A 20,146-nucleotide genomic window follows, 5' to 3' on the forward strand; every position below is an offset into this window, starting at 1 on the left:
AAGATAGTGGCCGCCGGGCACCCCCCAGGCAACGTGGCCACGGACGGCCCCCTGCCGCGGGCGGCTAGGGCATCGAGAGCGACGGGGGACTCGAGGGGACCGCCTCCGCCAGATAGCCGCTCAGCTGTCGGCGCAGTTCCGCCCCTCCAGCGGCGAGGGCGCCGCTGGCCCAGACCCGCTCCAGCTCCACCGTGGAGAGCAGGCCCACGAGTTCGCGCACCTCCAGGATCGACGCGGGGGCGAGGCTGAAGTCCCGGTAGCCGAGGGCGAGCAGCAGGGCGAGGCCGATGGGGTCGGCCGCCAGATCGCCGCACACCCCGATCTCGAGCTCCAGGTCACTCGCGGCGTCGAACACGCGGCGATAGCTGCGCACCATCGCCGGGTGAAGCGGGTCCGACAGGTGCTGCAGCCGCGCGTTCCCGCGGTCCACGGCGAGCGAATACTGGGTCAGGTCGTTCGTACCGAGGCTGATGAAGTCGAGGTGGCGTCCGACCAGATCGAGCGTCTCCGCCAGGGCCGGTGTCTCCACCATGACGCCGAACGGGACCCGCCGCGGATGACCGAGTTCCTCCCGCACGCCGTCCACGATCTCCTTCGTGCGCAGGATCTCCGCCTCGGAAATGACGAAGGGGACGAGGATCCGCATGCGGCTCTCCTCCCCGCCCGCCCGGATCGCGGCGCGCAGCTGGTTCCGGAACAGCGCCGGCCGGTCCAGGCACACCCGGATGGCGCGCCACCCCAGATACGGGTTTGCTTCGGGTGGAATGTCGAGAAAGAGGGGGAACTTGTCGCCGCCTATATCGAAGGTGCGCAGCGTCACCGGATGTCTCGGGAAGCCCTCGACGACCTCGCGGTAGGCCTCGTACTGCTCCTCCTCGCTCGGGATCACGCGCCGGCCGATGACGAGGAACTCGGACCGGAACAGGCCGACCCCCTCCGCGCCCGCGCGGCGCGCGGCGGGGACGTCGTGGGGCTGGTCGATGTTCGCCCGCAGGTGCACGCGCACCCCGTCGGCCGTGAACAACGGGCCGCGCTCGAACCCGACGTCCCGGACCTCCGAAAAGCGCCGGACTCTCCGGACGTGCGCCGCCACTTCGGCGGCCTCCGGCCTCAGGACGACCCGGCCGGTGCCGCCATCGAGGAGCACCGCATCCCCATCCGCGACGCTCGCGAGACCGCGCCCGAGTCCGACGACCGCCGGGATGCCGAGCGACCGCGCGAGGAGTGTGCTGTGCGACGTCCGGGACCCGGACCCGCTCGCGACGCCCAGCACGAGATCCGGATCGAGCCGGACCGCGACCTGCGGCGTCAGGTCTTCCGTCACGATCACCGCCTCCTCCTTCGGGAGCGCGAGCGGGTCTCCCTCGTGACCGGCGAGACGGGCGAGCACGTGGGAGCGGATGTCCCGCAGATCGGCGAGGCGGTCCACGACCATGAGGTGCCCCGCGTCCAGGATCGCGGTGCGGAGTTCCGTCAGGCGCCAATCGAAGGCGCGCTCCGCGGAGAGGAAGTTCTCGCGGATGTAGCGGATGGTGCCCGATACGAGATCCGGATCCGAGAGGATGAGGATCTGGGGGTCGAAGATGTTCGCCTCGACCTCGCCCAGCGAACGGGAGGCGCGCTCGCGGGTTTCACGGAGGCGGTCGGCGGCCCATCGGAGCGCCTCCTCCAACCGTTCGACCTCGCGTTCCACCGCGTCCGCCGCGATGGTCCGGTGTTCGGGCCGCCACGGGTGCGCCTCGAGCCGCCGGACGGTCCCCAGGGCCCGGCCCGGAGAAGCGCCGATGCCGTGGATTATCTCTCGCACGGGGGCTCCGTACTCGCTCCGTCCGTGAAGAGTTCCTCGGAAAAGCCCGACGTCACGAGCGCCATGAGGGCGTCGATGGCCGACGCCGCATCGGACCCCTCCGCCCGGATGCGAATCGAGGACCCGGCCTCCGCCGCGAGCATCATCACGCCCATGATGCTCTTCCCGTTCACTTCCATCTCCTCCTTCTCCACCCACACTTCGGCATCGAACCGGCTGGCCAGTTGCACGAACTCGGCCGCCGGCCGGGCGTGCATCCCCAGCCGGTTCCGAATACGAACCGCTCCTTCGTGTCGTGTCTTCACGGATACCCTTCGCTCCGGTCGAGCGAACGATTGGTCTCGGGCCGCACTTCGCCGGGGGTGCCGGCGGCCATCCACATGCTCACAGGAACCACGCCAAACAGGCGACGAGCAGGCTCGCCAGCGCGACCCTCGAGATGTGACGGGGCACAACATAACCACTCAGCCCCGCGCCGACCGCCACCCCCACGATCCACGGCGACGGCGCGCCCCCCGGGACGCGCGCGACGAGGATGGCGGCGAGGGCGCCGATGAGCACCTGGCTGGCGAGGACGAAGACCCGCGCGAGCCTCCGGAAAGGAACTCTCCTCAGCGCGGCGCCCACGCCACGGCCCGCCTTCCATCCGCATCGCAGCCCCCAGAGCCGGAGCGCGAAGTGCCCGAGGTTGTACACGACGAGGAAGCCGGCGGCCGCCGTGACGGCATCGAATCCGAGGAGGAAGGCGATGGCCGCGGCGGAGGCGCAGAAGGGGCGCCAGCCCGCCCACATCGTTTCGTCTCCCAGCGCCCCGAGGGGCGCCCGCAACGCAGAGCGGAAGCGCAGCAGAGTGTCGGGATCCTCCCCCTCGTGCTCGAGGCGCGCCAGGGCGCCGATCGCGACGGGAGCCATGTAGGGGTGGGCGTTGAACGGGCTGGCGTGACGTTCCAGGGCCGCGTCGAGGGCGGCCGGGTCGTCCGCGTGGATCCGCGTCAGGAGCGGCGAGAGAGCGAAGGCCATCCCGGGTCCGGTCATCGCCCGGTGGTTCCACGACCCCTGGATGGAAAAGCTGCGCAACAGGGCCCGGGCGAAGTCCCGACGTCGCGGCCTCACGCGAGAACTCCCGCGAGCAGGGCGCCGAGCAGCCCGCCCGCTGCCAGGCCCGGCCAGTCGCGTCGCCGGGTGCCGAGCGCCCGCGCGGCAACCCCGCCCATGCCGGCCAGGCCGATCGCGGCGAGGGCCGGCGACCACGCGAGGCCGAAGCTGCCGGGCGGCTGCGTCGAGAGGAGGCGCACGAAGAGCACGGATGGCACGAGCAGCGAGGCGACAAGGAGCCCCCCCCGGGCCCCGTCCATCAGCATGGCCAGCCTGTGGCGCCGCGCGAGGGCGGCCGCGCCGCCGCGGGCGCGGCCCGACGAGGCCCAGAGGCGAGCCGTCGCGACCCGGAGCACGGTCACCGAGTACGCCCCGGCCCAGCCGATCGCCCAGCCGCAGACGACGGCGGCCGGCACCCCGATGACCGCACCGGTCTGGGCCATCCCGTACGCGGCGCCGGCCGTGAAGGCCGCCGGCCCGGTCTCGGCGTGCCGCGCGCCTCCGAACGGCGGGTGGCGGGACAGGACGAGTTCGAGCCAGGTGCCGACGAGGAACCCGCCGGCAGGGGCACCGAAGAGGAGCCCGCCCAGCGTGGCCGCCACGATCGGCCGTGACCACATCACCTGGGGCCAGGACACCGCATCCAGACCGACGATGCTCCCCAGGGCGCAGGCGAGCAGCCAGTCCCCGAGCGAGAGTTCGATGCCCATCATCGGGGCTCGAGATCCCTGAGCGGCACCTCGCGCGCCGTGGGCACGTCCCGGGCGGACACGACGCCGTGGCGGCCGATCGCCTTCAGATCCTCGAATTCGTCGCGGGACAGATGGAGGTAGTCGAGGACCTTCCGCCGTCCCGGTCCGTCGTGCAGGCCGCCGACGTTGACCGCCCGGCCGTCGAGGCAGCCGCACTCCGCCAGCGCCCGCATGGTGGCCGTATTCCGCGTCAGCAGAGCGCTCCGCCCCGGGCGCGCCTCGAGTTCCGCGAAGCGCCGCGCGGTCTCCAGCGCCGGAAGGAACTCTGCGGTCGCCTCCCGGCCCAGCGCGCTGGCCCAGATTTCCTGCTCCCAGTCGCTCGCGGCGAGGACCTCGTCCACGATCACGTAGAATTGGAGCCCGAGGCGGTTGCCCCAGCCGACGATCACCTGGCCATGGATCAGCCGTTCGTCGATTCGGAAGAGTTTGAAGGGCATGCGCTTCTCCCGGACTCAGCCCGTCCGGGAGAAGCCCGGGTGGGCCTGCTGCCCGCCCTGCCCCTTTCGGAGCAACCGGGCGACGAGGATGTCGAGCGGCAACTCCCGGTGGAAGACGAAGTCCAGCAGCATGGGGAGGTTGACGCCGGTGATGCAGGCGGCATCCCGGTTCTCCCTCACATGCCTGAGGCCTGCCATGGCGCAGCTTCCTCCGGCGAGATCGACGAAGAGGAGGGTCCCGTCGCTCCCGGCCGTCTCCCGGATGACCTCGCGCAGCGCATCCGGCCCCAGCCCTTCGTTACTCACGGGTCGCAGCGCGCCGGTCACCCCGCTGATCGTCTCCACCGCGGCCACCAGGGCGGGAGCCAGCTCCGCGTGCGCCACGACCACGCCCCGGACGCCCTCACTCATCGTCAGACTCAAGGTAGTCCTGCACCGGCCGCATGCGCTCGATGAGATCCCGTTCGAAGGCCGTCGCCGGGTCTTCCCCCGAGTACCGGAGGAGGTGGTTCATCGCCACCACCTCGGCGATGACCGTGATGTTCTTGCCCGGATTCAGAGGGATCCGGATTCTCGGCAGCTTCACACCCAGGATCTCGCACTCCTCCTTCTCGAGACCGGTCCGCTCGTAGTCGTCGCGCGCGCCCCAGACCTCGAGTTCAACCACGACTTCGATCCGCTTCTGCTGCCGCACCGCCCGGATCCCGAACATCGCCCTCACATCGATGATCCCGACCCCGCGGATCTCCATGTGATGCCGCTGGTGCTCCTGGGCACGCCCGAGGAGAATGTCGCCTTGCCGTCGATGGACGAGGATGAGGTCGTCAGCGACGAGCCGGTGCCCGCGCTCGACGAGGTCGAGAACGCACTCGCTCTTCCCGCTGCCGGATGGGCCCGTGAAGAGAAGGCCGATCCCGTACACGTCGGCGAGTGACCCGTGGATGGAGGTCCGGGGCGCGAACTCCTCCTCGAGGTAGGGCTGCAGCCGCCGATAGAAGTCACCGGTCTTGAGCGGCGTCTCCAGGAGGGTGACACCCCCGGAATCAGCCGCCGCCAGCAGCTGTCGCGGCGGTTCCTGGCTCTTGGTGACGAAGGCGCACGGCACGCCGGAGCGGAAGACGAACTCGAGCGCGGAGGCGCGCTCGGACCCGGTCAAACTGTTGAGATAGGCGATCTCGGTCTGGCCGAAGATCTGGACGCGCTTCGCGACGAAGCGCTCGGTGTAGCCGGCCAGCGCCAGCCCCGGCGAAGATACCTCCGGCACGCGGATCTCCCGTTCCAGCCCGGACTCCCCCGCGAGGACCGCGAGGGAAAAGGCCTCCCTCTTGCGCCGCAGGAGCGACGCCACGGTGAGCGTCACCCGGTCGCGCCGTCGCGGTCGAGCGGATCGCCGAAGAGTTCGTCCATGGGGGGGGCCGCGTGTTCATGGTACCGGTCGTGATTGCGGCGCAGCTGGTTGCCGAGCTTCTCCGTGAGCCGGTCCAGCGCCGTGCGCGGATCCGGCCCCTCGGCCTCGCCGTGCACGGGCCGTCCCCGGTCGACGCTGACCACGGCCGCGGCCCGCACCGACATCTTCTCGCGCGTGAACACGATTTCGGCTCTCGATGCGCGCGGCTCGAAACGCTCCAGGCGCTGGAAGCGCGCCTCGATGACGTCGCGAAGGTCCGACACATCCGTGTTGCGCGCGGTGATGATGGTTTTCATCGATCCTCATCAGGGTTGTCGATTGTGTGGTAAAGGTGCGCTTCGGTCTCGTCCGCTGCACGAGACCACGAGAAACGGGCGGCGTGCGCGATGCCACCCTTCCCCAGCCGGTCGCGCGTGGCCGGGTCCCCCAGAACCCGCAGGAGCGCCTGCGTCCACGACTCGACGTCTCCGTGCCGCGCGAGGAGTCCCGATCTTCCCTCGTCGACGGACTCGCGCAACCCCTGTGAATCGCTCGCGACCACCGGCGTCCCGCAGGCGGCAGCTTCCACATTGGTCATCCCCCACCCTTCCTTCGGCGAAGGATAGACCACGGCCCACGCCCGGCGCAGCCAGCCCACCTTCTCCTCCTCCGAGACGTACCCCAAAAGGCGCACGTCCTTCCCCGGCTTCCCCGACGAGTAACGGGCCGCGAGTCGCCGGAGTCGAGCCTCGTCGCTGCCGCGCCCGACGATGACGAGCCTGACCCCGGGGATCCGCTCCCGCAGCCGGGGGAGGACATCGAACAGGATGTCGAGGCCCTTGTATCGCTTCAGACGTCCCACATAGAGCAGCGTCGGCTCTTCCGCGCGATCCCGCGGGGTCCCGGGACGATACGTGTCGTGGTCCATGCCGGGGGGGATGACGGTGATGTCGCGCGCGAGCAGGCCGCGCTTCGTGAGATCGAGCGCGGTGCTCTCCGAGATGGCCTGGAAGGGACAACGCCGGTAGACGCGCGGGATCGCGCGCTCCGCCGCCCACACCGCCGCCGCAACGGGAAAACGCGCCTCCGCGAAGGCGGTCGCGCCGAAGAGATGCGGGACGAGGGCGACCACGGGCACGCCGACCCACAGCGGCGAGTAGAGCGGAATCTTGTTGATATCCTCGACCACGAGGTCCGGCGCGAAGCTCCGCACGGTGCGGACGGCCGCGCTCCGGGCCCGCGCCGCGTAGCTGTACCGGCCCCCGACGCGCTCGACTTCGATTCCGTCCAGCCTCGCGAAGCGTGGCGCCCCGGGCCACCCTCCGACGACGGCGCGCACCTCGTGCCCCCGGTCCGCGAGGCGGCCGTAGACCTCGTGCAGGTGGAGTTCGGCTCCTCCAGCCTCCGGGTTCTCCCGATCCTGCCAGTTGAGGAGGAGGATCCGGAGCGGTCGAGCCCCGGGGTCGCTCAGGACTCGACCTCGCCCGCCTTCCGGACCGCGTCGAGGACCCCGTTCAGGAAACGGGGGCTGCCGGGGCTCCCGTACCGGTGCGCCAGCTTCAGGGCCTCGTGGATCGTCACCCTGGGCGGCACATCGTCGAACCAGCGCAGTTCGGCGATCCCGATGCGAAGGATGTTTCGATCGATGGCGTGCAGGCGTTCGAGTCGCCAGTTGGAGGCGTGCCGCACGATCGCGGCGTCGATCTCGGCGAGGTTGCGGCCCACCGTATCGAGCAGGCGCTCGACATGGGGCCGGTAGCGTTCGGACATCGTGCGGTGCGCCAGCGTCCGCTGCGCGTACGCCAGCGGCGTCCCGTCGCCGCCGAGTTCCCAGGCGTAGAGCAGGTTCAGCGTCCAGCTGCGCGACCGCGAGCGGACGTGTGTACGGGCGGGGCGCGTCACGCGTTCAGCCGCCCGCGGAGAGCGGCCATCTCCAGCGCCGCCCGGGCCGCATCCACGCCCGCGTTCCCGAGTTCGCCGCCGGCTCGGGCCAGCGCCTGCTCGAGGTTGTCCGGCGTGAGCACGCCGAAGCCCACCGGGACGCCCGTGTCCAGTTGCACGCGCGCGAGGCCGTCGGCGGCCCCCCGGCTCACATGGTCGAAATGCGCCGTCTCGCCGCGAATCACGCAGCCCAGCGCCACGATCGCGTCATAGCCGCGCACGGCCGCTTCGCGAGCGGCGAAGGGCAGTTCCCACGCCCCCGGGACGAACACGGTGTCGAGGTGTTCCGCGGCCACGCCGCGCTCGACGAGGGTCCGCGCGGCGCCTTCCAGCAATCGCTCGGTGACCGCGGAGTTGAAGCGGCTCACGATGACGCAGACCCGCCGTCCGACACCGTCGACCGCCGGGTCGCCGGGAGGAGCGTCCGACTTCGTCCTCACGCGGACCCGGAGAGGTGTCCCAGCTTCTTGCGCTTGGCCTCGAGATAGGGGATCACGCGATCGTCGACGGGGCCGAGTTCGAGCGGGATGCGGTCGCTGATCACGAGACCGAAGCCCTCCAGCCCGGCCAGCTTCTTCGGGTTGTTCGTCAGGATTCGAATGGAGTGCAGCCCGAGATCGGCGAGGATCTGCGCCCCGATGCCGTAGTTCCGGAGATCTGCCGGGAAGCCGAGAGCCTCGTTCGCCTCAACCGTGTCGTGTCCCTCGTCCTGCAGTTCGTAGGCGCGGAGCTTGTTCAGAAGCCCGATGCCGCGCCCCTCCTGGTCGAGATAGACGATGACTCCCGCCCCGGCCTCGACGACCATGCGCATGGCGGCCTCGAGCTGATCTCCGCAGTCGCAGCGATGGGAATGGAAGACATCCCCCGTGAGACACCGGGAGTGAACGCGAACAAGGACATCCTTCTTCCCCGCCACGTCGCCGCGGACGAGCGCGACGTGCTCGCGTTCATCCACATCGTTCGCGTACCCCACGATGCGGAAGTCCCCCCACGGCGTCGGGAGTTCGGCTTCCGCGATGCGCCGCACGAGGCTCTCCGTGCGGAGCCTGTGCGAGACGAGCGCCGCCACCGTGATGAACGGAATGTCGTGCTCCGCGGCGAAGACCTCGAGCTCCGGGCGGCGCGCCATGGTCCCATCGGGGTTCAGGATCTCGCAGATCACGCCCGCCGGCGTGAGCCCCGCGAGCCCCGCGAGATCGACCGAGGCCTCGGTCTGGCCGACCCGCTGGAGCACGCCTCCGGGCTTGGCCCGCAGCGGGAAGATGTGGCCCGGCCGCATGAGATCGGTGGGGCGGGTCTGGGGGTCCACGGCCACGCGAATTGTCCGGGCGCGATCCTGGGCCGAGATCCCCGTCGACACCCCGAAATCCTGCCGTGCATCGATCGAGACGGTGAACGCGGTCTTGTTGGGGTCGGCGAGCTTGTCGTTCGTCATGAGCGGGAGATCCAGCCGGTCGGCCATCTCCTCGGGCAGGGTGAGGCAGATCAGGCCCCGCGCGTGCGTACACATGAAGTTGATGTTCTCGGACGTCACCAGCTCGGCCGCGCAGACGAGGTCGCCTTCATTCTCGCGATCCTCGTCGTCGGCGATAATGACCATTCCCCCGCTGCGAATGCGGGCGATCGCAGCTTCCACGGTGTCTGTGGGCATATCCGTCAGCCGAAGTCGGTTTCCCGGGTTCATGCGAGCGGCGCCTGGCCTCAACCCGCCGCGGGCGTCGAGTACGAGCGGACGGCGCGAGCGACGTACTTGCCGATCAGGTCCGCCTCCACGTTGACCCGCGCGCCGGGCGTGAGGCACCCCAGGGTGGTGTGGCTCCATGTATAAGGGATGATGGCGAATCGCGCGATGGCGCCCGCGAGGCGGTTCACCGTCAGACTCACCCCGTCGATCGCGAACGACCCCTGCGGTACGGTCACGGTTTCGATCCCGCCCGGGAGCGAGATCTCGAGCATCCCGGATGAACCCTCGCACGACGCGGTGGCCACCGTACCGACGCCGTCGACATGTCCCTGCACGAGATGGCCGCCCAGCGGGTCCCCCGCCCGCAGCGCGGGCTCCAGGTTCACGGCGTCGCCGACCCGCCAGTCGCCGATCGTCGTCCGCGCCAGCGTGGCCTCCACCACATCGACGCCGAACGCTTCATCGCGGGCGTGGATGTCGACCACCGTTGTGCAGACGCCCGCCAGGGAAACGGAGTCGCCCGGCTCCAGTCCGTCGACGAACGGGACGCGGGCGATCGTGAGCCGCAGGCCGTCCGCCCGCTGCTCCCGGTCCGCCACCTCGCCGACCGCCTGCACGATGCCGGTGAACACTTCTCTCGACCGCTCAGAGCCTGCGCAGTACTTCGTCGAGTCGCCGGTGCTCGAACACGATCCGGGTGTCCTGCCCCAGCGATTCGCGCTGGACCGGACGCCAATCGCCCGGCGACGAGGGGTCGAGCCCCGGAAACGCGGGTACCCCTCCCTCCCCGAAGAAGACGGGGGCCAGGAATGCGTGGATTCTCTGGACGTGGCCCTTGCGCAGCGTCGCCGCGGCGACCTGCCCCCCACCCTCGATGAGGACGGAGAGGACGCCGCGCATGGCGAGTTCGTTCCAGACCGCGCTCACGCTCAGGGAGTGCTCGTCGCGTCGCGGCACTCCAATCACCTCGGCGCCCGCGTCCCGGAGCGGCGCCGCCCGCTCCTCGAAGCCCTCCGCCGCGGCATCGGCGAACACCCACACGGGCGCCTGTTCGACGGTGCGCACGAGCTGGCTTCGCGTATCCAGCTTGAGGGTCGTATCCAGCACCGCCCGCACGGGGGGGACTCGCGGCTGCTCCTCTCCCCGGGCCGTGAGGAGAGGGTCGTCGACCGCCACCGTCCTGCGCCCGATGAGGATCGCGTCGTGGCAGGCCCGCAGGCGGTGAACTTCGTCGAGCGCCCGTATCCCGGTCACGGGGGTTCGGACGCGCTCCGCCCCGAGCTTCGCGTCGAGAGAGAGCGCGAGTTTCAGCGACGCGAAGGGAACCCACTCCTGGTGGAACCAGAGGAATGGGGCGTTCAGCCGCTTGGCGGCGGTGCCCTCAATTCCGATCTCGACATCGAGGCCCGCCTGCCGCAGCACCTCCGCCCCGTGGCGGGCCTCCGGATTGGGATCGCGGCAGGCGATCACCACGCGCCGGATGCCAGATCGGATGATCGTAGCGGTGCAGGGCGGCGTTTGCCCCGTGTGGCGGCACGGTTCGAGGCTCACATACAGCGTCGCGCCCGCGGCGCGAGCGCCCGCCTCCCGCAACGCGACGACCTCCGCGTGATCGCCGCCGTACTCGCTGTGCCAGCCGGTCCCGAGGACCTGCTTCCCCCGCGCCACGACCGCCCCGACGAGGGGGTTGGGCGACACCCGGCCCAGCCCCCTGCGGGCCAGGGCCAACGCCTCGCGCATATGCCGGACATCCTCGGTGCGGCTGGGCGGGGCACCCGCGATCGGGTCGAATCTGCGCACGGTCACACCCCCTCCAGCCGGACTCTTCCCGTGCCCTCGACGAGTTCGCCGCATACGAACGCGTCGCAGCCCGAGGCGCGCGCCTGGCCCAGCACGGGGCCCACATCTCCGGCCCGAACGATGGCGATCATGCCGACACCCATGTTGAAGATCCGAAAGAGTTCCGCCTCGTCCGCGAGGCTCTCGCGCGCGATGACCTCGAACTCGTGGGGACGCCGCCACGCGTCCGTACGCACGACCGCGTCCAGGTCCCCGCCGATCACCCGGTCCAGGTTGCCGGGAATCCCGCCGCCCGTGATGTGGGCCAGGGCCCTGATCCGGCCCGCGTCGAGGCTCGGTGCGAGGAGCGGGAGATAGCTCCGATGGGGGCGAAGCAGGACCTCGGACACCGACGCCTCGCTCCCGGGGAAGGGGTCGTGCACTCCGAGCCCGAGCCGTCCGAAGAAGAGCGCGCGTACGAAGCTGTAGCCGTTGGTGTGAACCCCGCTCGAAGCGAGTCCGATGAGGCGATCGCCGGCCGAAAGCTCCCGTCGGGCGAGTTCCGGCCAGGCGACTTCGCCGACGATGAACCCGGCGAGGTCGTACTCGCCCTCGGCGTAGAAGTCCGGCATCTCCGCCGTCTCGCCGCCGAGCAGCGCGCACCCGTTCTCGCGGCAGGCCTCCGCGAGGCCGGCCACGACACTCGTGACGGTGTCCGGATCCAGGACGCCGCAGGCGACGTAGTCGAGGAAGACCAGGGGCCGGGCTCCTTCGACGAGGATGTCGTTGACGCAATGGTTCACGAGATCCGCGCCCACCGTATCGTGGCGGTCCGCCGTGAACGCGATCTTGAGCTTCGTCCCCACGCCATCGGCGCTCGCGACCAGCTCCCGGCCCGGCGTCGCGCGGAAGCGCCCTCCGAACGAACCGAAATCCGAACTCACCGCGTCGGTCCGGGTGCGGCGCACGAGTTCGGAGAGGCGCGCCTTCGTCGTGCGCGCCGCTTCGAGGTCCACCCCCGCGTCGCGGTACGTCAAACCGTCCTTCATGTCTCCACCCGTCGAGCCGGCATGTCGAATGTCGTCATCTCCCGGAAGCTTCGCACCCGCTCCTCCACCTCGGCCGCGGTGAGCCGCGCAATCCGGCCCGCCCCGAAGGCTTCGCACGCGAAGGAACCGAGGGCACACCCGTACACGATCGCACGGCGCAATTCCGAACCCGTAACGGATCCGCAACGGGCCAGATACCCGAGCAGCCCGCCCGCGAAGGCGTCACCGGCGCCGGTGGGGTCGACCACGTTCTCGAGCGGGAACCCGGTGCTGAGAAAGATGTCGTCGCCGGAGAAGAGGACGGCGCCGTGCTCGCCCTTCTTGATCACGACGTGCCGCGGCCCCCGCCGCTGGATCCAGCGTGCCGCGCGGGTGAGGTTCGGCTCCTCGGAGAGTTGCCGCGCCTCTTCGTCGTTCAGGGTGAGGAGATCGATCTTCGAGATGACATCCCCCAGCCGCTCCGGCGTCCGCTCGATCCAGTAGTTCATCGTGTCGCACGCGACGAGCCGCGGGGCAGCGAGCTGATCGAGCACGCTCAGTTGGAGCGCGGGGTCGATCGCGCCGAGAAACGCCCAGCCGGCACCCCTGAACGATGCCGGGAGGGTGGGCTCGAACTCCGAAAACACACCCAGTTCGGTATAAGCGGTATCCCGCGTCTTCATGTCCCGGTGGTAGACGCCGCCCCAGCGGAAGCTCCGGCCCGGCCGGCGCTCGAGACCCGTCAGGTCGGTCCCCCGTCTCCGGAGGAACTCGAGTTCGGCGGTCGGATAGTCGTCTCCGATGACCCCGACCAGCTGGACCGGGGCGAAGAGCGACGCCGCGGCGCTGAAGTTCACGGCGGTGCCCCCGACCACTTCGCCGCGGTGCCCGGTCGGCGTCGTGATCTCGTCGAGCGCCACGCTTCCGACCACGAGGATCGGTGCCGGCCCGAGGTGGACGCCGTTCCCCGCACTCTCCACGGCCGTCACGCCGCCGCCCGCGAGAGCGCCTCGGGGGCCGACAGACCCAGCGCACGAAGACCGTTCCGAAGCGTGATCTGCACCGCGCGCGCGAGCCGGATCCGGGCGGCACGCTCCCGCACGTCGGCCAGGATCCTGAGCTGCGGGTCCAGGTTGCCCTGGTGATACCACGCGTTGACCAGCCCGGCAGTCTCCTCCAGATAGGCGCAAACCGTGTGAGGAGCCCGACTCTCCGCGGCCGCCGAGATGATGTCCGGAAGCCGGAGGACCGCCAGGGCCACGTCACGCTCCGCGCCGGTCCCCGGGGCCGTCGGGGCCTCGAAGTCGGCTCCCACCTCCTCGGGTCGCATCCCCGCCTTCCTGAACACGCTGCACATGCGGGCGTGCGCGTACTGGACCTTGTACACGGGGTTCGCTTCGGACGTGTCGAGGGCCAGATCGAGGTCGAAGTTGAGGTGTACCTCGGGGCGTCGCATGAGGAAGAAGTACCGCGCGACGTCGGGCCCGGTCTCGTCGACCAGCTCGCCGAGCGTGACGAAACGGCCGGCCCGCTTGCTCATCCGGACCTCCTTCCCGCCGCGCGTGATCGTGACGAGCTGGATGATGAGCACCTCGAGCAGGTCCGCGTACTCCAGCCCCCCGAGCGCGGCCAGCATCCGCTTCTCGTGCCCCTGATGGTCGGCGCCCCAAACGTCGATGGCGAGATCGAAGCCGCGCTTCGCCTTGTCCAGATGGTACGCCAGGTCCGGCAGGAAGTAGGTGAAGGAGCCATCGTTCTTGATCAGGACGCGGTCCTTCTCGTCGCCGAAATCCGAGGTCCGGAACCAGGTCGCCCCCTCCTCCCGGTACGTCAGACCCCGCGCCGCCAGGCGCTCGAGGAGGCGGCCGATCGCGCCGGAGTGGTACAGCGACCGCTCGGAGAAGAAGAGGTCCATCTCGACGCGGAACGCGGACAGGTCCCGCGCCTGCTGCTCACGGAGGAGCCGCACCGCGTCCTGCCGGAAGCGGGTCCGGCGGCCTTCCGGCTCGAGCGAGGCGAGGACGTCGACGCCGGCCGTGTCACGGATCTGCGCGGCGACCTCCCTCACGTACTCGCCGTGATATCCGCCCTCGGGCACGGACGCCGAACGGCCGGCCGACTCCTCGTAGCGGGCTTCAACGGACTCCGCCAGCAGTTCGATCTGCCGCCCGGCGTCGTTGACGTAGAACTCCCGCGTCACCTCGTGACCGGTCCATTCGAGGAGAGAAGCCACCGCGTCGCCGAGGGCGGCGCCGCGGCCGTGCGCCACGTGCAGGGGACCCGTCGGGTTGGCCGAGACGAACTCGACGTTCACGCGCCGGGGCGGGACGGCCCGACTTCGGCCCCAACAGGTGTCGGCCTCCAGAATGGCCGCCAGCCGGGGCCAGATCGATTGGTCCGAGAGCCGGAAGTTGAGGAAACCGGGGCCGGCGACCTCGGCCGTCTCGATCCCGGCCGCATCCCGGTCGATCACCTCGCACACGCGCTCCGCCAAGCTGCGGGGTGGCTGACCGAGCCGCCGCCCGAGGACGAGGGCGGCGTTGGACGCCCAGTCCCCGCGGGACGGATCCCGCGGCCGCTCGAGGGTCGGCGAGAAGCCCTCCGGGGCTCCGGCCGCGGCGAGCGCGGACTCGAGCGCCGCGGAGAGGCGGGCGAACGCGGCGTCGTGTGTCACGAGGCGGCGTCCCGGTCGCGACGTGGTTTCGTGGCGGCGCGGCCGCCCTCGGCCTTGCCACTGCCGTCGCCCGCGGCCGCACCGGACTTCAACGCTCCATCGCCAGCGTCGGCCGGGGCCTCCGATCCGGATCTCGTCTCGCCTCTACTCTCCGGCCGGCGGTAGTCCGTGGCGTAGAATCCGGGCCCCTTGAAGAGGATCCCGCCCCCGGCGGAGATGAGACGCTCGACCCGCCGCTCACCGCAGGACGGACACACGCGGATGGGCTCGTCCGACATGCGCTGGAATCTCTCGAACGCATGGCGGCAACCCCGGCATCGATATTCATACGTCGGCATTCAGCGTCCCCGGATCGGAGTTTCGAAGCCTGGCGGCGCGTCCGCCCGTCAGCCCGGCCGGTACTCTCCCCACACTTCGCGGAGAGCGTGGCTGATCTCGCCCAGAGTGACCCGGCGCCGGACGGCGTCGATCAGAACGGGGAGCAGGTTAGCATCCCCGGCCGCGGTTCGCCGGATCCGGTCCAGCGACGCCTCGACATCCGGGGCGTTGCGGCCGGCCTTGAGCCCGGCCAGCCTCAGACGCTGTTCCTCCGCGAGGCGGGCGTAGTCGGGCGTCGTCGGGGTCTCAACGGGCGCGGGATCGTCGTGGACGTTCACGCCCACGACCTCGAGGTCCCCGCGCTCGATCGCCCGCTGATGCCGGTAGGCGGCCCGGTGGATCTCGTCCTGCATGTAGTCGATCGCCCGGACGGCACCGCCCAGTTCGTCGATCCGCGCGATGTACTTCCGGGCCCGCGCCTCGAGCGCGTCGGTGAGCGACTCGACGAAATACGAGCCTCCCAACGGGTCGACGGTATCGCCGACGCCGGTCTCCGCGGCCAGGACCTGCTGCGTGCGGAGCGCGAGACGCGCCGCCTCCGCGCCCGGCAGGGAGAGCGCCTCGTCGTAGCTGTTCGCGTGCAACGACTGCGCGCCGCCGAGCACGGCGGAGAGCGCCTGGAGCGCGACCCGGACGACGTTGTTGAGGGGCTGCTGCGCGGTCAGGGAAGACCCCGAGGTCTGCGCGTGGAAGCGCAGCCGACAGCTCTCGTCCGCCGCACCGAAGCGGTCCCGCATCAATCGTGCCCACATGCGCCGCGCGGCCCGGAACTTCGCGGCCTCCTCGAAGAAGAGCCGGTCCGCCGAGAAGAAGAAGCTGAGCCCGGGGGCAAAATCGTCCACGGCGAGGCCGCTCTCGACCGCGCGCCTCACATACTCGATCCCGTTCGCGAGCGTGAACGCGAGTTCCTGGGCCGCGGTGGCTCCGGCCTCCCGGATGTGATATCCGCTGATCGACACGGAGCGCCAGCGAGGCATCTCCGCCGCGCAGAAGTCGAACACGTCCGTCACGAACCGGAGGCTCGGCTCCACTGGATAAATGTAGGTTCCGCGGGCGATGAACTCCTTCAGGACGTCATTCTGGACGGTTCCCCGCAGGTCGGCGCGCGCGATGCCGCGTTCCTCCGCCACGCCGGCATACATCGCCAGGAGAAGCGGCGCCGTGGCGTTGATCGTCATCGAGGTCGACACCGCGGCGAGCGGGATTTCCTCGAACAGCCGGTGCATGTCCTCGATCGAATCGATCGCCACGCCGACGCGCCCGACTTCGCCCCGCACCTTCGGGTCGTCGGAGTCGTATCCCATTTGCGTCGGCAGGTCGAAGGCGACCGAGAGCCCGGTCTGGCCGGAGTCGAGCAGATAGCGGAAGCGGCGGTTCGTCTCGCCGGCCGTTCCGAACCCGGCGTATTGGCGCATGGTCCACAGCCGACCCCGGTACATCGTCGGGTAGACGCCGCGCGTGTAGGGAAACTCGCCGGGGCAGGACCGGTCGGACATCCCCCCTTCCCCGTCGTAGACGGGCTCGACCTCGATGCCGCTCGAGGTCGTGAACGACGATCGCCGCTCCGGGCGCTTCGACACGTATGGCCCGAGGATCTCGCGCTGCCAGCGATCTCGCTCGCTCATGCGCTCTCCGTCGCGAGCGTAACGAGGCGCTGATCGCGGTCCACGATGTCTCCGGGGCGCACGGCGATATCGCCCACGGTGCCCGGATCCTCCGCACGCAGTTCGTTCTCCATCTTCATGGCCTCGATCACGACCAGCGGGTCCCCCGGCTCGACGTGCTCTCCGGGCTCAACGAGCACACGGACGACCAGTCCCGCCATCGGCGCGCGCATCTCACGCGGCCCGCCCTCGCCGCCGGACCGGCCGGTCAGCTTGCGGATCGCCCGGGTGCGCTCGTCCTCGACCGCGACATCGAACGTCCGGCCGCGTATGGTCAGCCGCCACCCCTCTCCCGTCAGGCGTGCGAACACCCGGTGGTTCGCGCCGTCCAGCACCAGCTGCAGCTCGCCCGCGCCGAGGCGGGTCAGCTCGGCTTCCGGCTCCCACGCGCCCATCCGCACGCCGGAGGCCAGGCGCTCGACCTCGAAGTTCTCGCCGCCCACCTCGACGTGGTACTTCACGGCGACCGACTCACCACCCGCGCCCCGCCCGCACCCAGCCGGAAAGGCCGCGTCTTCCGTCCCGCGATTCGCCACGGGTCTCCGAGACGACCTCCTTCCGCGCGTCGTCGGCCAGGAGCACGGCGGCGGCGATCGCCGCGTCGCGCAACTCCGGATCGGCGGCTGCCTCCAGGTCCGGGTGCTCCTCCACGTACCGGATCGAGATGTCGTTCGCCTGATAGTCCGGCTCGTCCATGGCCGCGAGGTGCCAGGGGACCGTGGTCTCGACCCCGCCGATGGCGAGGCCCTCGAGCGCCGCCCGCAGGCGCCCGAGCGCGGCCGCCCGGTCCGCCGCGTGCACGACCAGCTTGCCCAGCAGCGAGTCGTAGTGGAGCCCGATCTCCGAGCCGCGCCGGATCCCGCCGTCCCAGCGGACGCCGGGGCCCGCGGGGATCTCCAGACGGTCGACCCGCCCCGTGGAGGGGAGGAAGCCCCCCGCCGGGTCCTCGGCGTTGATCCGGCACTCGATCGCGTGGCCGCGGGCCACGGGAGGCTCGCCGCCCCCGAGCAGTGGAAGACCGGCCGCGATCCGCAACTGCTCGCGGACCAGGTCGACGCCCGTCACGAACTCGGTGACGGGATGCTCCACCTGAATCCGCGTGTTCATCTCCAGGAAGAAGAACTCCTCCCCTTCGACGAGGAACTCGATCGTCCCGGCGCCGCGATAGCCGACCGCCTCCGCGGCGCGGACGGCCACTTCGCCCATCCGGCGGCGCAGCGCGTCATCGATCGCCGTACACGGCGCCTCCTCGATGAGCTTCTGGTGTCGGCGCTGGATCGAGCATTCGCGTTCGCCGAGGTGCACGGTCCGCTCGCCGTCCGCGAGGATCTGGATTTCGACGTGGCGGGGGCGGGGCAGGAAGCGCTCGACGAACACCCGGCCGTCGCCGAAGGCCTTCCGGGCTTCACGCCCCGCGCGCTCGAACAACGCCTCCAACTCCTCGGCGGCCTCCACCACGTGCATCCCCTTCCCACCCCCGCCCGCCGCCGCCTTGAGCATCACGGGGAAGCCGATCTCCCGCGCGCGGGTCACGGCCTCTCGCGCCGAACGGAGGGAGTCGGTGCCCGGAATGACCGGCACGCCGGCCCCGAACATGCACGCCCGGGCCCGGGTCTTGTCGCCCATGATCTCGATCGCCCCGGCCGGCGGGCCGATGTAGACGAGCCCGGCCGCCTCCACGGCGCGCGCGAAACCCGCGTTCTCGGCCAGGAATCCATACCCCGGGTGGACGGCCCCGGCGCCTGTCCGGGTCGCGGCGGCGATGAGCTTCTCGACCGCCAGGTAGCTCTCCGCGGACGCGGCCGGTCCGATCCGAACCGCCTCGTCCGCCAGCAGCACGTGGGGGGCCCGTCGATCCACGTCCGAATAGACCGCGACCGACCCGAGCCCCGCTTCGCGGCAGGCGCGGATGATGCGAACGGCGATCTCACCGCGATTCGCGATCAGGACACGATCGAACATGCGGCCTCGGGGACGATCACAACGGGATGTTGGCGTGCTTCTTCGGCGGGTTGCTGTCCCGCTTCTCGGCCATCGTCTCGAGCCCCGACACGAGACGGCGGCGCGTGTGACGGGGATCGATGACGTCGTCGATGAAGCCGCGCATCGCGGCGAGGTAGGGATGGGCGAACTTGGCGCGGAACCCGGCCTCGAGTTCGGCCGTCCGCGCGGCCGGATCCCCGGCGGCCGCGATCTCCCGCCGGAAGAGGACCTCCACCGCCCCCTTCGCTCCCATCACCGCGATCTCGGCGCTCGGCCAGGCGAGGTTGAGGTCACCCCGGATGTGTTTCGACGACATGACGTCGTACGCGCCGCCGTACGCCTTCCGGGTGATCACTGTCAATTTCGGCACCGTCGCCTCGCAGTAGGCGAAGAGCAGTTTCGCGCCGTTGCGGATGATTCCGCGATGCTCTTCTCTCACGCCCGGGAGGAAGCCGGGCACGTCCTCGAACGTCACGAGCGGGACGTTGAACGCATCGCAGAAACGGACGAAACGCGCGGCCTTGATGCTCGCATCGCTGTCCAGAACCCCGGCGAGCACGGCCGGCTGGTTCGCGATCACCCCCACGGCGTGTCCCCCGAGCCGGGCGAACCCGGTGAGGATATTGCGGGCGAAATCGGCGTGGACCTGGAGAAACGTCCCTTCATCGACGATCCGGCCGATGATGTCGAGCATGTCGTACGGGAGCTTCGGATCGTCCGGGACGATGTCGAGCAGGGCCTCGTCGGCCCGGTCCACCGGGTCGGAGGTCTCGCGCCAGGGCGGATTCTCCTGGTTGTGCGAGGGCAGATATCCGAGGAGCCGCCGGATCATTCCCAGCGCCTCGATCTCCGTCGCGGAGCGGAAGTGCGCGACGCCGGAGCGTCCCGCGTGCACCGACGCGCCGCCAAGTTCGTCGAAGGTCACGTCCTCGTGCGTCACGGTCTTCACGACCCCCGGGCCCGTCACGAACATGTAGCTCAGGCCATCGACGACGAAGACGAAGTCGGTGATGGCGGGGGAGTAGACGGCTCCGCCCGAGCACGGGCCGAGGATCGCGCTCAGTTGGGGGATGACGCCCGACGCGAGCGTGTTGCGCAGGAAGATGTCCGCGTAGCCTCCAAGAGAGGCGACCCCCTCCTGAATACGAGCGCCCCCCGAATCGTTGATCCCGATGATCGGGGCTCCGTTCCTGGTCGCGAGGTCCAGGATCTTGACGATCTTCCCGGCGTGCGCCTCGGAGAGCGACCCGCCGAACACCGTGAAATCCTGGCTGAACACATACACGGTGCGGCCGTCGATGCGGCCGTATCCCGTGATGACCCCGTCCCCCGGGATCCGCCGGTCCGCGAGTCCGAAATCGGTACAGCGATGTTCCACGAAACGGTCGAGTTCGACGAAACTCCCCTCGTCGAGGAGGACGTCGAGGCGTTCACGGGCGCTCAGCTTCCCGCGTGCATGTTGCCGCGCGAGGCGTTCCGGGTCTCCGCGCAGCGCCTCGGCGGATCTGGCCTCGAGCTCGGCGAGCTTGTCGCGCAT

At 70.4% G+C, this 20,146-nt stretch carries 22 protein-coding genes; all 22 read right to left on the reverse strand.

Annotation, left to right across the window (positions count from 1 at the left end):
- Positions 1 to 64: 64 nt before the first annotated feature.
- Positions 65 to 1,807 carry a phosphoenolpyruvate--protein phosphotransferase gene (ptsP, locus tag ACPXY0_RS07290; protein WP_423929827.1) on the reverse strand — a complete coding sequence of 581 codons (1,743 nt, stop codon included), beginning with the start codon at positions 1,805 to 1,807 and terminating at the stop codon, positions 65 to 67.
- Complete coding sequence (locus ACPXY0_RS07295; RefSeq protein WP_423929829.1) at positions 1,795 to 2,112, reverse strand: HPr family phosphocarrier protein; 318 nt, start codon at positions 2,110 to 2,112, stop codon at positions 1,795 to 1,797. The genes ptsP and ACPXY0_RS07295 overlap by 13 nt, the downstream gene beginning before the upstream one ends.
- Before the next feature lie 79 nt (positions 2,113 to 2,191).
- Positions 2,192 to 2,920, reverse strand: coding sequence for a PTS system mannose/fructose/sorbose family transporter subunit IID (locus ACPXY0_RS07300; RefSeq protein WP_423929831.1), 729 nt, complete (start codon positions 2,918 to 2,920; stop codon positions 2,192 to 2,194).
- Positions 2,917 to 3,615, reverse strand: coding sequence for a hypothetical protein (locus ACPXY0_RS07305; protein WP_423929833.1), 699 nt, complete (start codon positions 3,613 to 3,615; stop codon positions 2,917 to 2,919). Before ACPXY0_RS07305 ends, ACPXY0_RS07300 begins: the two co-directional genes overlap by 4 nt.
- Positions 3,612 to 4,091 (reverse strand): PTS sugar transporter subunit IIB, encoded by a 480-nt coding sequence (locus ACPXY0_RS07310; protein ID WP_423929835.1) that lies wholly within the window; start codon positions 4,089 to 4,091, stop codon positions 3,612 to 3,614. The genes ACPXY0_RS07305 and ACPXY0_RS07310 overlap by 4 nt, the downstream gene beginning before the upstream one ends.
- Positions 4,092 to 4,106: 15 nt before the next feature.
- Positions 4,107 to 4,502: a PTS sugar transporter subunit IIA gene (locus ACPXY0_RS07315; protein WP_423929837.1), complete on the reverse strand. Its 396-nt coding sequence runs from the start codon at positions 4,500 to 4,502 to the stop codon at positions 4,107 to 4,109.
- Positions 4,495 to 5,451: an HPr(Ser) kinase/phosphatase gene (hprK, locus tag ACPXY0_RS07320; RefSeq protein WP_423929839.1), complete on the reverse strand. Its 957-nt coding sequence runs from the start codon at positions 5,449 to 5,451 to the stop codon at positions 4,495 to 4,497. Before hprK ends, ACPXY0_RS07315 begins: the two co-directional genes overlap by 8 nt.
- Positions 5,448 to 5,795: a ribosome hibernation-promoting factor, HPF/YfiA family gene (gene hpf, locus ACPXY0_RS07325; RefSeq protein WP_423929841.1), complete on the reverse strand. Its 348-nt coding sequence runs from the start codon at positions 5,793 to 5,795 to the stop codon at positions 5,448 to 5,450. Before hpf ends, hprK begins: the two co-directional genes overlap by 4 nt.
- The gene (locus ACPXY0_RS07330) at positions 5,792 to 6,949 is read right to left on the reverse strand and encodes a glycosyltransferase family 4 protein (protein ID WP_423930600.1); all 1,158 of its coding nucleotides are present in this window, start codon (positions 6,947 to 6,949) and stop codon (positions 5,792 to 5,794) included. Before ACPXY0_RS07330 ends, hpf begins: the two co-directional genes overlap by 4 nt.
- On the reverse strand, positions 6,946 to 7,380 hold the full coding sequence (gene nusB, locus ACPXY0_RS07335) for a transcription antitermination factor NusB (protein WP_423929843.1): 435 nt from the start codon (positions 7,378 to 7,380) through the stop codon (positions 6,946 to 6,948). The genes ACPXY0_RS07330 and nusB overlap by 4 nt, the downstream gene beginning before the upstream one ends.
- Positions 7,377 to 7,859, reverse strand: a complete 483-nt coding sequence (ribH, locus tag ACPXY0_RS07340; protein WP_423929845.1) for a 6,7-dimethyl-8-ribityllumazine synthase — start codon at positions 7,857 to 7,859, stop codon at positions 7,377 to 7,379. The genes nusB and ribH overlap by 4 nt, the downstream gene beginning before the upstream one ends.
- Positions 7,856 to 9,070, reverse strand: a complete 1,215-nt coding sequence (locus ACPXY0_RS07345; protein WP_423929847.1) for a bifunctional 3,4-dihydroxy-2-butanone-4-phosphate synthase/GTP cyclohydrolase II — start codon at positions 9,068 to 9,070, stop codon at positions 7,856 to 7,858. Before ACPXY0_RS07345 ends, ribH begins: the two co-directional genes overlap by 4 nt.
- 50 nt (positions 9,071 to 9,120) lie before the next feature.
- Entirely contained in the window at positions 9,121 to 9,735 is a 615-nt protein-coding gene (locus tag ACPXY0_RS07350) for a riboflavin synthase (protein WP_423929849.1), read from the reverse strand.
- A 13-nt stretch (positions 9,736 to 9,748) separates the two neighbouring features.
- Entirely contained in the window at positions 9,749 to 10,909 is a 1,161-nt protein-coding gene (ribD, locus tag ACPXY0_RS07355; RefSeq protein WP_423929851.1) for a bifunctional diaminohydroxyphosphoribosylaminopyrimidine deaminase/5-amino-6-(5-phosphoribosylamino)uracil reductase RibD, read from the reverse strand.
- Entirely contained in the window at positions 10,906 to 11,931 is a 1,026-nt protein-coding gene (gene purM, locus ACPXY0_RS07360) for a phosphoribosylformylglycinamidine cyclo-ligase (RefSeq protein ID WP_423929853.1), read from the reverse strand. Before purM ends, ribD begins: the two co-directional genes overlap by 4 nt.
- The gene (locus ACPXY0_RS07365) at positions 11,928 to 12,899 is read right to left on the reverse strand and encodes a PfkB family carbohydrate kinase (RefSeq protein WP_423929855.1); all 972 of its coding nucleotides are present in this window, start codon (positions 12,897 to 12,899) and stop codon (positions 11,928 to 11,930) included. The genes purM and ACPXY0_RS07365 overlap by 4 nt, the downstream gene beginning before the upstream one ends.
- Positions 12,896 to 14,584: an arginine--tRNA ligase gene (gene argS, locus ACPXY0_RS07370; protein ID WP_423929857.1), complete on the reverse strand. Its 1,689-nt coding sequence runs from the start codon at positions 14,582 to 14,584 to the stop codon at positions 12,896 to 12,898. The genes ACPXY0_RS07365 and argS overlap by 4 nt, the downstream gene beginning before the upstream one ends.
- Positions 14,581 to 14,922: an FmdB family zinc ribbon protein gene (locus tag ACPXY0_RS07375; RefSeq protein ID WP_423929859.1), complete on the reverse strand. Its 342-nt coding sequence runs from the start codon at positions 14,920 to 14,922 to the stop codon at positions 14,581 to 14,583. Before ACPXY0_RS07375 ends, argS begins: the two co-directional genes overlap by 4 nt.
- 48 nt (positions 14,923 to 14,970) lie before the next feature.
- Positions 14,971 to 16,587 (reverse strand): acyl-CoA mutase large subunit family protein, encoded by a 1,617-nt coding sequence (locus tag ACPXY0_RS07380; RefSeq protein WP_423929861.1) that lies wholly within the window; start codon positions 16,585 to 16,587, stop codon positions 14,971 to 14,973.
- Positions 16,584 to 17,087 carry an acetyl-CoA carboxylase biotin carboxyl carrier protein subunit gene (locus tag ACPXY0_RS07385; RefSeq protein ID WP_423929863.1) on the reverse strand — a complete coding sequence of 168 codons (504 nt, stop codon included), beginning with the start codon at positions 17,085 to 17,087 and terminating at the stop codon, positions 16,584 to 16,586. Before ACPXY0_RS07385 ends, ACPXY0_RS07380 begins: the two co-directional genes overlap by 4 nt.
- A gap of 10 nt (positions 17,088 to 17,097) precedes the next feature.
- Positions 17,098 to 18,588 (reverse strand): acetyl-CoA carboxylase biotin carboxylase subunit, encoded by a 1,491-nt coding sequence (locus ACPXY0_RS07390; protein ID WP_423929865.1) that lies wholly within the window; start codon positions 18,586 to 18,588, stop codon positions 17,098 to 17,100.
- Positions 18,589 to 18,604: 16 nt separating this feature from the next.
- Positions 18,605 to 20,146 carry an acyl-CoA carboxylase subunit beta gene (locus ACPXY0_RS07395; protein ID WP_423930602.1) on the reverse strand — a complete coding sequence of 514 codons (1,542 nt, stop codon included), beginning with the start codon at positions 20,144 to 20,146 and terminating at the stop codon, positions 18,605 to 18,607.

This window comes from Candidatus Palauibacter sp., from assembly GCF_965237495.1.
Taxonomy (GTDB): Bacteria; Gemmatimonadota; Gemmatimonadetes; order Palauibacterales; family Palauibacteraceae; genus Palauibacter.

Excerpts from the sequence above, each read along its gene's own strand:
- ACPXY0_RS07305 (WP_423929833.1), bottom strand. The coding sequence starts at position 3,615 with ATGATGGGCATCGAACTCTCGCTCGGGGACTGGCTGCTCGCCTGCGCC.
- ACPXY0_RS07310 (WP_423929835.1), bottom strand. The coding sequence starts at position 4,091 with ATGCCCTTCAAACTCTTCCGAATCGACGAACGGCTGATCCATGGCCAG.
- ACPXY0_RS07315 (WP_423929837.1), bottom strand. The coding sequence starts at position 4,502 with ATGAGTGAGGGCGTCCGGGGCGTGGTCGTGGCGCACGCGGAGCTGGCT.
- hpf (WP_423929841.1), bottom strand. The coding sequence starts at position 5,795 with ATGAAAACCATCATCACCGCGCGCAACACGGATGTGTCGGACCTTCGC.
- ACPXY0_RS07345 (WP_423929847.1), bottom strand. The coding sequence starts at position 9,070 with ATGCCCACAGACACCGTGGAAGCTGCGATCGCCCGCATTCGCAGCGGG.
- purM (WP_423929853.1), bottom strand. The coding sequence starts at position 11,931 with ATGAAGGACGGTTTGACGTACCGCGACGCGGGGGTGGACCTCGAAGCG.
- ACPXY0_RS07375 (WP_423929859.1), bottom strand. The coding sequence starts at position 14,922 with ATGCCGACGTATGAATATCGATGCCGGGGTTGCCGCCATGCGTTCGAG.
- ACPXY0_RS07380 (WP_423929861.1), bottom strand. The coding sequence starts at position 16,587 with ATGAGCGAGCGAGATCGCTGGCAGCGCGAGATCCTCGGGCCATACGTG.
- ACPXY0_RS07390 (WP_423929865.1), bottom strand. The coding sequence starts at position 18,588 with ATGTTCGATCGTGTCCTGATCGCGAATCGCGGTGAGATCGCCGTTCGC.
- ACPXY0_RS07395 (WP_423930602.1), bottom strand. The coding sequence starts at position 20,146 with ATGCGCGACAAGCTCGCCGAGCTCGAGGCCAGATCCGCCGAGGCGCTG.